Source organism: Streptomyces sp. NPDC058157 (assembly GCF_042884105.1).
In the GTDB taxonomy this organism is placed as follows: Bacteria; Actinomycetota; Actinomycetes; order Streptomycetales; family Streptomycetaceae; genus Streptomyces.
Map to the genome: position 1 here is coordinate 1 of NZ_JBHVUQ010000265.1, position 8,314 is coordinate 8,314.

12 protein-coding genes are annotated in these 8,314 nt (G+C 72.7%); 6 read left to right on the top strand and 6 right to left on the bottom strand.

The window, feature by feature from the left end:
- Positions 1–74: 74 nt before the first annotated feature.
- On the bottom strand, positions 75–935 hold the full coding sequence (locus ACFVXK_RS34940; protein WP_389620176.1) for an SDR family NAD(P)-dependent oxidoreductase: 861 nt from the start codon (positions 933–935) through the stop codon (positions 75–77).
- A gap of 79 nt (positions 936–1,014) precedes the next feature.
- Here ACFVXK_RS34940 and ACFVXK_RS34945 point away from each other — a divergent pair, with 79 nt between their 5' ends.
- Positions 1,015–1,476, top strand: coding sequence for a MarR family winged helix-turn-helix transcriptional regulator (locus tag ACFVXK_RS34945; RefSeq protein ID WP_389620179.1), 462 nt, complete (start codon positions 1,015–1,017; stop codon positions 1,474–1,476).
- A 38-nt stretch (positions 1,477–1,514) separates the two neighbouring features.
- Entirely contained in the window at positions 1,515–1,898 is a 384-nt protein-coding gene (locus ACFVXK_RS34950) for a hypothetical protein (RefSeq protein ID WP_389620181.1), read from the top strand.
- On the opposite strand, the gene ACFVXK_RS34955 is transcribed toward ACFVXK_RS34950, so the two are convergent.
- Together ACFVXK_RS34955 and ACFVXK_RS34960 are read right to left on the bottom strand one after the other, a co-directional pair.
- Positions 1,861–2,739, bottom strand: coding sequence for an acyl-CoA thioesterase (locus ACFVXK_RS34955; protein ID WP_389620184.1), 879 nt, complete (start codon positions 2,737–2,739; stop codon positions 1,861–1,863). The two genes, ACFVXK_RS34950 and ACFVXK_RS34955, sit on opposite strands and share 38 nt — an antisense overlap.
- Before the next feature lie 6 nt (positions 2,740–2,745).
- Positions 2,746–3,903: an acyl-CoA dehydrogenase family protein gene (locus ACFVXK_RS34960; RefSeq protein ID WP_358896161.1), complete on the bottom strand. Its 1,158-nt coding sequence runs from the start codon at positions 3,901–3,903 to the stop codon at positions 2,746–2,748.
- A 276-nt stretch (positions 3,904–4,179) separates the two neighbouring features.
- Between ACFVXK_RS34960 and ACFVXK_RS34965 the strand changes: the two genes are divergently transcribed.
- From ACFVXK_RS34965 to ACFVXK_RS34975, 3 genes are read left to right on the top strand one after another with little or no spacing between them, the layout of a single operon-like run.
- Complete coding sequence (locus tag ACFVXK_RS34965) at positions 4,180–4,752, top strand: RNA polymerase sigma factor (protein ID WP_389620188.1); 573 nt, start codon at positions 4,180–4,182, stop codon at positions 4,750–4,752.
- Entirely contained in the window at positions 4,733–5,005 is a 273-nt protein-coding gene (locus tag ACFVXK_RS34970) for a hypothetical protein (protein WP_389620191.1), read from the top strand. The genes ACFVXK_RS34965 and ACFVXK_RS34970 overlap by 20 nt, the downstream gene beginning before the upstream one ends.
- 40 nt (positions 5,006–5,045) lie before the next feature.
- On the top strand, positions 5,046–5,930 hold the full coding sequence (locus tag ACFVXK_RS34975) for a DUF2268 domain-containing protein (RefSeq protein ID WP_389620194.1): 885 nt from the start codon (positions 5,046–5,048) through the stop codon (positions 5,928–5,930).
- Between the two features lie 14 nt (positions 5,931–5,944).
- Here the strand turns inward: ACFVXK_RS34975 and ACFVXK_RS34980 are convergent, their stop codons facing one another.
- Both ACFVXK_RS34980 and ACFVXK_RS34985 read right to left on the bottom strand, forming a co-directional pair.
- Positions 5,945–6,169: a DUF397 domain-containing protein gene (locus ACFVXK_RS34980; protein WP_389620197.1), complete on the bottom strand. Its 225-nt coding sequence runs from the start codon at positions 6,167–6,169 to the stop codon at positions 5,945–5,947.
- Entirely contained in the window at positions 6,162–6,956 is a 795-nt protein-coding gene (locus tag ACFVXK_RS34985) for a Scr1 family TA system antitoxin-like transcriptional regulator (protein WP_389620200.1), read from the bottom strand. The genes ACFVXK_RS34980 and ACFVXK_RS34985 overlap by 8 nt, the downstream gene beginning before the upstream one ends.
- Before the next feature lie 112 nt (positions 6,957–7,068).
- Between ACFVXK_RS34985 and ACFVXK_RS34990 the strand changes: the two genes are divergently transcribed.
- Positions 7,069–7,362 (top strand): hypothetical protein, encoded by a 294-nt coding sequence (locus ACFVXK_RS34990; RefSeq protein WP_389620203.1) that lies wholly within the window; start codon positions 7,069–7,071, stop codon positions 7,360–7,362.
- Here ACFVXK_RS34990 and ACFVXK_RS34995 read toward each other — a convergent pair.
- Positions 7,322–8,314, bottom strand: a 993-nt coding sequence (locus ACFVXK_RS34995) for a PucR family transcriptional regulator (protein WP_389620206.1), incomplete at its 5' end; no start/stop codon positions are given. The two genes, ACFVXK_RS34990 and ACFVXK_RS34995, sit on opposite strands and share 41 nt — an antisense overlap.

The window sequence follows — 8,314 nt, forward strand, 5'->3', positions numbered from 1 at the left end:
GCCCGGCGGCCTGGCGGCCTGGCGGCCTGGCGGCCTGGCGGCCCGGCGGCCTGGCGGCCTGGCGGCCCGGCGGGCTAGCGGAGCCAGGCGCCCATCTCCGTCTGGACGGCCGAGCCGTCCAGGTCGGCGAGCTTCATGCCGACGAAGGTGCGCGCCCAGTCGGAGGTCTGGATCCGGAACGGCATCTTCTCGGCGGTCAGGGCCTCGACGACCGGCGCCGCCGCCTGCTCCGGGGTCTGCGCGGTGTCGCTGCCGAAGGACCGCATGGCGTGGTCGATGTAGCCCTGGAGCTGCGGGGCGTACGGGCCGGCCTGGCCGAGCAGGGCCGGGATGTCGAGCCCGACGTTGTTGACGAACTCGCTGGAGACGGCGCCCGGTTCCACGACCGACACCTGGACGCCCGCGGCCGCGGCGACCGGCGCGAGGGACTCCATGAAGCCCTCGACGGCGAACTTGGCCGCGCAGTAGGACTCGTTGAACGGCTGGCCGACCACCCCGCCGACGCTCGTGACGGTGATGACCCGGCCGCCGGAGGCGCGCAGGTGGGGGAGTGCGGCCCGGGTGAGCTCGACGACGCCGAAGAAGTTGACCTCCATCACGGAGCGCACCTGCTCCATCCCGTGCTGCTCGACGGTGCCGACGAAGCCGGCACCCGCGTTGTTCACGACGGCGTCGAGGTGGCCGTGTTCGGCGACGACCTCGGCCACGCAGGCGGCGACGGAGTCCGCGTCGGTCACGTCCAGCCGCTTGACCTGGACCAGGCCGTCGACGCCGGCCTCGGCGGCGGCCTTCAGCAGGGCGTCGGAGCGGGTGGTGTCGCGCATGGTGGCGACGGTGTGCCAGCCGGCCTGTGCCGCCGCCACCGCGGCGGCGAGCCCGATGCCGGAGGAGGTGCCGGTGATGAGGACGGTCTTGGCGGTGGTCTCGGTGCTCATGGAAAGCCTCCCTGGTTTTGTGCGTGCACACACACATTAACGATGTGTGCGTGTGCACGCAACCCGGTACCCTGGCCCCATGGCGCACGCGAACCTGAACTTGGACGGCCTCACCCCCCGCGACCACGCGTTCTACGGGCTGGTCTGGGCCGGAACCACCCTCACCGCCCGGGTCGACCAGGCGCTCACCCGCCGCCACGACCTGCCGTTGTCGTGGTTCGAGGTGATGCTGTGGCTGAGCGTGCAGCGGGAGCCGGTCGCCCCCTCGGAGCTGGGCGCGCGGACCCTGCTCAGCCGCAGCCAGGTCTCGCGCGTCGCCGACTCGCTCCGGGCCCGCGGGCTCATCGAGCGGATACCGTCCCCGACCGACGCCCGCTCGGTCGGCATCGCCCTCACCGACGCGGGCCGCCGACTCTTCGCGGAGGCCGACGCCACCCGCCGCGAGGCCCTCGCCGAGGTCTTCGACGACCTGCTGGACGACGGGGACATCGACGCGCTGGAGACGGTCTGGGCCAAGCTCAAGGCCCGCCCGAAGGGGTAGCGGGGAGTCGCGCGCGGCAGCGGCCGTACGGTGATCGCATGATCATCATCGTCGGCCTGATCCTGCTGGTCGTCTTCGCGGTGCGGATCCGCACCGTGGTCCGCGCGACGGGCGTGACCCGCTGGGCGCGGGCGTCCGTGACGCTGCTCCTCGCCACCTGCGCGCTCTACGCCTGGGGCCTCTTCCACGTCCTCGGAGGAGGCCTCCGCAGGGACAAGACCTGCGAGTTCTTCCAGGGCGCCGGGTACGTGCCGGGGGAGGCCAGGGAGTCGTTCCTGCCGCTGTCGAGCACGTGCAACGCCCACCACGACATGGTGCCCGGCTACGTCAACCCCGGCCTGGCCGTGCTCGCGGCCGCGACCCTCGCGGCCGTGGCGGCTGCCGTCACCCTCGCGGTACGCGGACCACGCCCTCCTGGATGACGGTGGCGGCCAGCCGGCCGTCCTGGGTCCAGATGCGAGCCTGGCCCAGGCCCCGGCCGCCGTGCGAGGTGGGGGAGTCCTGGTCGTACAGGAGCCACTCGTCCGCCCGCAGCGGCCGGTGGAACCACATCGCGTGGTCCAGGGAGGCCCCGACCACGTCGCCCACCGCCCAGCCGCCGCGCCCGTGCGCCAGCAGCACCGAGTCCAGCAGGGTCATGTCCGAGACGTACGTGGCCAGGCAGGTGTGCAGCAGCGGGTCGGCGCTGTCCAGCTTGCCGGCGGTGCGGAACCACACCTGCGAGCGCGGCTCCACCGGCTCGCCGATCGACCCCCAGGGCGGGGTCGTCGCGTACCGCAGGTCCACCGCGCCGCGCGCCTCCAGCAGCCGCTCCACCGTGCCCGGGTCCCGGAACAGGTCCCGGTAGGCGGGCAGGGCCTCGGCGGCCGTCGGCAGGGTCTCCGGATCGGGTGCGTCGGGCATGCGGATCTGGTGGTCCAGCCCCTCCTCGTACACCTGGAAGGAGGCCGAGAGGTGGAAGATCGGCTGCCCGTGCTGCACCGCGACGACCCGGCGCGTGGTGAAGGAGCGCCCGTCGCGGATCCGGTCGACGGTGTAGACGATGGGGGCGCCCGGGTCACCCGTGCGCAGGAAGTACGAGTGCAGCGAGTGCGCCGTACGGTCCCCGGGCACGGTGCGGCCGGCCGCGACCAGCGCCTGGGCCGCGACCTGTCCGCCGAAGACGCGCGGGACCAGCGAAGGACGGCTGGTCCCGCGGAAGATGTTCTCCTCGATCTGCTCCAGGTCGAGCAGGTCGAGGAGACCGCTGAGCGACTCGTTCAACGGGACTTACAGACCCATCGACTTGGCGATGATCGACTTCATGATCTCGCTGGTGCCGCCGTAGATGCGGTTGACGCGGTTGTCCGCGTACAGGCGGGCGATCGGGTACTCGTTCATGTAGCCGTAGCCGCCGTGCAGCTGGAGGCAGCGGTCGATCACGCGGTGCGCGACCTCGGTGCAGAACAGCTTGGCGGAGGCGGCCTCGGCCGGGGTCAGCTCGCCCGCGTCCAGGGCCTCCAGCGCGCGGTCGGCGACGGCCTGGGCCGCGTCCACCTCGGCCTGGCAGGCGGCCAGCTCGAACTTGGTGTTCTGGAAGTGCGCGACCGGCTTGCCGAAGACCGTGCGGTCCGTGACGTACTGCTGGGCGAACCGGACGGCCGCGGCGGCCTGGGCGTACGCGCCGAAGGCGATGCCCCAGCGCTCGGAGGCGAGGTTGTGGCCCAGGTAGTAGAAGCCCTTGCCCTCCTCGCCCATGAGGTCCTCGACCGGGACCTTGACGTCGACGAAGGCCAGCTCGGCGGTGTCGGAGGTCTTCAGGCCGAGCTTGTCGAGCTTGCGGCCGATCGAGTAGCCCTCGGACTTGGTGTCCACGGCGAACAGGGAGATGCCGAAGCGGCGGTCGTCCTCGCTCGGGGCGGAGGTGCGGGCGCAGACGATCACGCGGTCGGCGTGGACGCCACCGGTGATGAAGGTCTTGGAGCCGTTGAGGACGTAGTGCGTGCCGTCCTCGGAGAGCTTGGCGGTGGTCTTCATGCCCGCCACGTCCGAACCGGTGCCCGGCTCGGTCATCGCGAGGGCCCACATCTCCTCGCCGGAGACGAACTTCGGCAGGAAGCGCTTCTTCTGCTCGTCGGTGGCGAGCATCTTGATGTAGGGCAGGGCGAGCAGCACGTGCACGCCGGAACCGCCGAAGTTCACGCCCGCGCGGGAGGTCTCCTCGTACAGGACGGCCTCGAACTTGTGGGTGTCCAGGCCCGCGCCGCCGAACTCCTCGGGGACGTTGATGCCGAAGACGCCCAGCTCGCCGAGCTGGTAGTAGAACTCGCGCGGCGCCTGGCCGGCCTGGAACCACTCGTCGTAGACGGGGACGACCTCGGCCTCGATGAAGGCGCGGAGGGTCTCGCGGAACGCCTCGTGGTCCTCGTTGAACACCGTACGGCGCACGGCCGGCTCCCTTCGTCGCGGCGGTCCGCCGCTTATGTCTAAGCGCTTGCTCATACCTAAGTTACCGGCGGGTTGTCGATCCTGTCCAGACTCGGCCGCCCGGTGCTGAATCCTTTCCGTGGGCCGGTGCCTCTTATCCCCGTACCGCGCGACGGACGCCGGTACGGAACGGAACGGACCACCTGGAGGTCGCCATGATCATCGGAATCGCCATCGCAGCGGGCGCGGTGCTGCTCTGCACGTGCGTGTTCGTCCTGAAGCGCGGGCGCGGCGCGCGTGGCTGACACGTCCTGGCCCGGCGAGCAGCTGGTCACCGGGGCCCAGCGCGGCGACACGGCCTCGATCGCCGCGCTGGTCTCGGGCTCCCACCCGAACGTACGGCGCTTCGCCCACTCCCTCTGCGCGACCCCGGAGGACGCCGAGGACGCCGCGCAGGAGGCGCTGATCATCCTCTACCGCAAGATCGGCATGCTGCGGGCCTCCGGCGCCCTGGCCTCGTGGATGTTCCGCATCGTCCGCAACGAGTGCCTGCGCCGCGCCCGCGCCGTCGTCCGCGACCGGGAGCGCCCCCCGGTCCCGGCCGGCGCCGTGGACTCGGCCGAGGAGGAGGCGCTGCGCCGCCTGGAGGCGGGCCGGATCGCGGCGGCGGTCGCGGCCCTCCCGCCCGACCAGCGGCGGGTGCTGATCATGCGGGACGTCCAGGGCCTCGGCGGACGCGTGGTCGCCGACGCACTGGGCCTCACCACGGCGGCGATGAAGTCCCGCCTCCACCGGGCGCGCGCCGCGGTCCGGCACGCGCTCCTCACCCCACCCGGATCCGGAGGACCCGATGCCCGTGACGAAGACTGACGGCCGCGACTTCGCCAGCGCCTCCCTGCCGAGGCACCTCGTGCGCGGGGCGCTGGGCTTCGGCTCGCTGGCCCTGGCCGTCGTACTCCTCCCGTACGCGTGGCCGGTCAGCCTGGCCCTGCTGCCCGTTGGCCTGCTCGCCCTGCGCGGCTGCCCGATGTGCTGGGCGGTCGGGCTGGCGCAGACGCTCTCCCGGGGCCGCCTGGAGCGCACCTGCGAGGACGGCCGGTGCACGCTGACGCCGTCCGCCTGACTTGCCCCTCCCGTAGCGTGAGGTCCTACGGTCCCAGGTCATGAAGATCATCGTTCATGACACGGCCTCCTCCATGCTCGATCTCCTGCGGCGCCCGCTGGAGGAGCGGCCCGACGCGCTGCGGGACCTGCTCGGCCCTCTGCACGGCGTGATGTCCACGGTCGGCGTGGACGTGGTCCGGATGCACCGGACGGGCAGCGGCTTCCGGACCGACCGCGAGGACCCGCGCTACCTGACGGCCCTGCGCCGGATGCGGGACGCGGGGGTGTGGGACCGGATCGAGGACTGCCTCGCCACGGCATGGGAGCGGTTGAGCGGCGCGCTGCCCGGAGCCGAGAGCGCCGAGACCGTGCACGTCGTGCTGGTGCTCGGCGACCCCGATGACGACCTGCTGACGGTGCGCAACGCCGGCTACCTCGGTATGGGCGGTATCCCCGGGGCGATCCACCTGACGATGTGGCCCACCGAGACCAGCCTGGAGAAGATCGGATACGCCGCCGCGCACGAGCTCCACCACAACGTGCGCTACGCCAACGTGGTCTGGAACCCGATGACGGTCACGGTCGGCGAACAGGTCGTGGCCGAGGGGCTGGCCGAAGCGTTCGTACGGGAACTGGCGGGCGAGCCCGCCATGGGCCCCTGGGCGACGGCGCTGTCCGGTCCGCGACTGCACGACGTCTGCGAGAAGGTCGCGGCCGGGGTGGACGTGGCCGGGATGCAGAACCTGCCCGCCTACGTCTACGGCGACGCCACCGCACGGCGCATGGGGCTGCAGCCCGTCGGACTGCCCGACTTCGCCGGGTACGCGGCCGGCCTTCGGATCGTGGACGCCCACTTGGCGGCCACCGGCCTGACCGCCGCCCAGAGCACGGTGCTGCCGGCACGCGACATCCTCGCGAACGCGGGTGTACCGAGCGGCGCGTGACTTCCCCCGCTGTCCTACAACGCGGCGCCGGGACCCTGCTTGAGGGAGTCCACGAAGGAGACCCAGGCGGCGGCGGGGATCAGCAGGGCGGGACCGGCCGGGTCCTTGGAGTCCCGGACGGGGACGGCGGTGGGGTGGCCGTCGAGGACCTCGAGGCAGCTGTCCGCGTTGCTGCCGCTGTACGACGACTTGCGCCAGCCGGGCATTGTGGACGCGTCTGGGAGGACGTGCTCACTCATGGTGTTCGTATTCCTTCGCTGTTGCCCGCAGGAAGGCAACGGATTCCTTGCGGGGCAATGCATCGCCTAGTGCGAAATCGTAGGCTGCGTGCATGCGTTCGACAACGTGAGGGCTGTCATGCAATTTGGCCGAGTAGATCGCCTCCGTGTAACCGGCAGGCGGCTGGTCTGCGAACCGCATGAGAGTCAGCATGGCCTGCCCAAGTGGGTGAGATCCCGCGGAAAACGGGAGCACATGCAGTCGGATGCGCTGTGACTCGGCAAGGTGCACGATGTGCATCAACTGCTCGGCCATGACATTCGGTCCGCCGATCGGGCGGCGTAGCACTGCCTCGTCGAGCAGCATCCACACTACGGGCGTGGCCGGGTTCCTGAGGATCTCTGCGCGCTCCAGCCGTGTGACGACGATCCGGTCACACTCTTCGTCGCTCCACGGAGGGAACGCCGTGCTGAGCACGGCGCGCATATATGCCTCCGTCTGGAGGATCCCCGGCACGAACGAGATGGCGAACTCGCGGATCTCCGTTGCTTGTTTCTCCAGCTGCCGCGCTGCCTCGAAGTAGTCGGCGACGGCCACGTCCTCCTGCGGCAGGAAACTCCGCAGCACATCGCCCGTCCCCAGCGCCCGGTCCAGCCGTACCGCGTCCTCCCGGGACGGGGTCCGGCGACCGGCCTCGATGTGGGCGATGTGGGTCCGGGTCATCAGGGCGTCGTCGGCCAGCTGCTGCTGCGTCAGGCCCGCCGCCTTCCGCTGGGCCTTCAGCCAGTCCCCGTAGATGTTGCTCATCGTCAACTCCCCTGTGACGGGGTCGAAGTCACGCGGCTTGCCCTGGCGAGCCTACTCCCGGCCGTCTCACTGTGTGAGCAGATCGCTACACGACGAGACGAAGGGATCGGGAATGGCGCACGATCAAGGGCGGCTGCTGCCGTGGGTCACGGGGGACGGGCAGCCCTGCTTCCTCGTCGCCGAGAACGGGCAGGGCTACCTCTCCCGCGTGGCGGACGACATGGAGCGCGTCCAGCTCGGCATGGCCGTCGAACTCCTCGGCCACGCCGACGACATGCTCGGCGACTACGGCGCCACCGCCGCCCAGCTGCGCTACCTCGGCCGCCGCATGGCCGAGTCGCTGCGGGACGTGCACCGGATCGCCGTCAGCCGAGGGGCCCGGATGGCCGATCCGGTGCTGGACTGAGCCACCGCAGGGCGAACCACAGCTCCATCCGGGTGTCCGCGTCGTCCAGGTCGGCGCCGCCCAGCAGGGCCGCGCAGCGGGCGATGCGCTGGCGGACCGTGTTCCGGTGGACCCCCAGCGCCGCCGCCGAGCGGTCCCAGCTGCCGTGGTGGGCCAGCCAGGCCCGCAGGGTCTCGCGGAGGGCGGGGGAGAGGGGGCCGAGGAGGGCTTCTGCGTGGGCGCGGGCCTCCGCCTCGCCGACCAGGCCCGTGACGCCGGGGTCGGCGTGCCGGGCCAGCGGGGTCCGGGCCGCCTCGGCGCGTTCCAGGGCCCGGCGGGCCTCCGCGCCCGCCGTGCGCAGCCCGCCCGGCGCGGCCGGGGCGCTGACCCCGAGCCGCCACCCCGGCTGTGGGCCGGGCTCCCGGTCGGTGAGGAGGCGTGCGCCGTCCCCGCGCGGGTCCAGCAGCACGGTGCCCAGCGCCGCCGCGAGGGCCCGCGGGTCGCCGCCGCCCCGGGCGGCGACGGCGTACCAGGGGCCCGGGGTGAGGGCGGCGTCCGGGTCGCCGTCCAGCAGGAGGCGGGTCAGCGCGGCCGCCTCCGCCCCGGCCGGGCCGCTCGCGGTGAGCAGGGTCAGCAGCACGGCGCCGACCGAGGCGATGGTGTGGTCCCCAGGGGCCCGCCCCGGGGTGGCCAGGACCAGCACCTGCCCGCCGCCCACCGCGTAGGCGGCCAGGTGGGTGCTGCCCAGGGCGTCGGTGGCGGTCGCGGCGCTCCCCGGCGCCACCCGCAGCGCCAGCGCACCCAGCGCCGCCCGCACCCCCTCCCCGGGCTCCGCCCCGGCGGTGGCCCTGGCCGGGCGGAAGGCGGGGGACGGCGCGCCCGTGTCCGCCGCCCCCGGAAGCGGGCCGACGCCGGCACCTGGGCCCGCCGATCCCGGCCCGGCCCCGGCGGCAGGGCCGGAGCCCGCGCCCGC

Coding starts and splice junctions, on each gene's coding strand:
- ACFVXK_RS34940 (WP_389620176.1), bottom strand. CDS start 935: ATGAGCACCGAGACCACCGCCAAGACCGTCCTCATCACCGGCACCTCC.
- ACFVXK_RS34945 (WP_389620179.1), top strand. CDS start 1,015: ATGGCGCACGCGAACCTGAACTTGGACGGCCTCACCCCCCGCGACCAC.
- ACFVXK_RS34950 (WP_389620181.1), top strand. CDS start 1,515: ATGATCATCATCGTCGGCCTGATCCTGCTGGTCGTCTTCGCGGTGCGG.
- ACFVXK_RS34970 (WP_389620191.1), top strand. CDS start 4,733: ATGCCCGTGACGAAGACTGACGGCCGCGACTTCGCCAGCGCCTCCCTG.
- ACFVXK_RS34975 (WP_389620194.1), top strand. CDS start 5,046: ATGAAGATCATCGTTCATGACACGGCCTCCTCCATGCTCGATCTCCTG.
- ACFVXK_RS34980 (WP_389620197.1), bottom strand. CDS start 6,169: ATGAGTGAGCACGTCCTCCCAGACGCGTCCACAATGCCCGGCTGGCGC.
- ACFVXK_RS34985 (WP_389620200.1), bottom strand. CDS start 6,956: ATGAGCAACATCTACGGGGACTGGCTGAAGGCCCAGCGGAAGGCGGCG.
- ACFVXK_RS34990 (WP_389620203.1), top strand. CDS start 7,069: ATGGCGCACGATCAAGGGCGGCTGCTGCCGTGGGTCACGGGGGACGGG.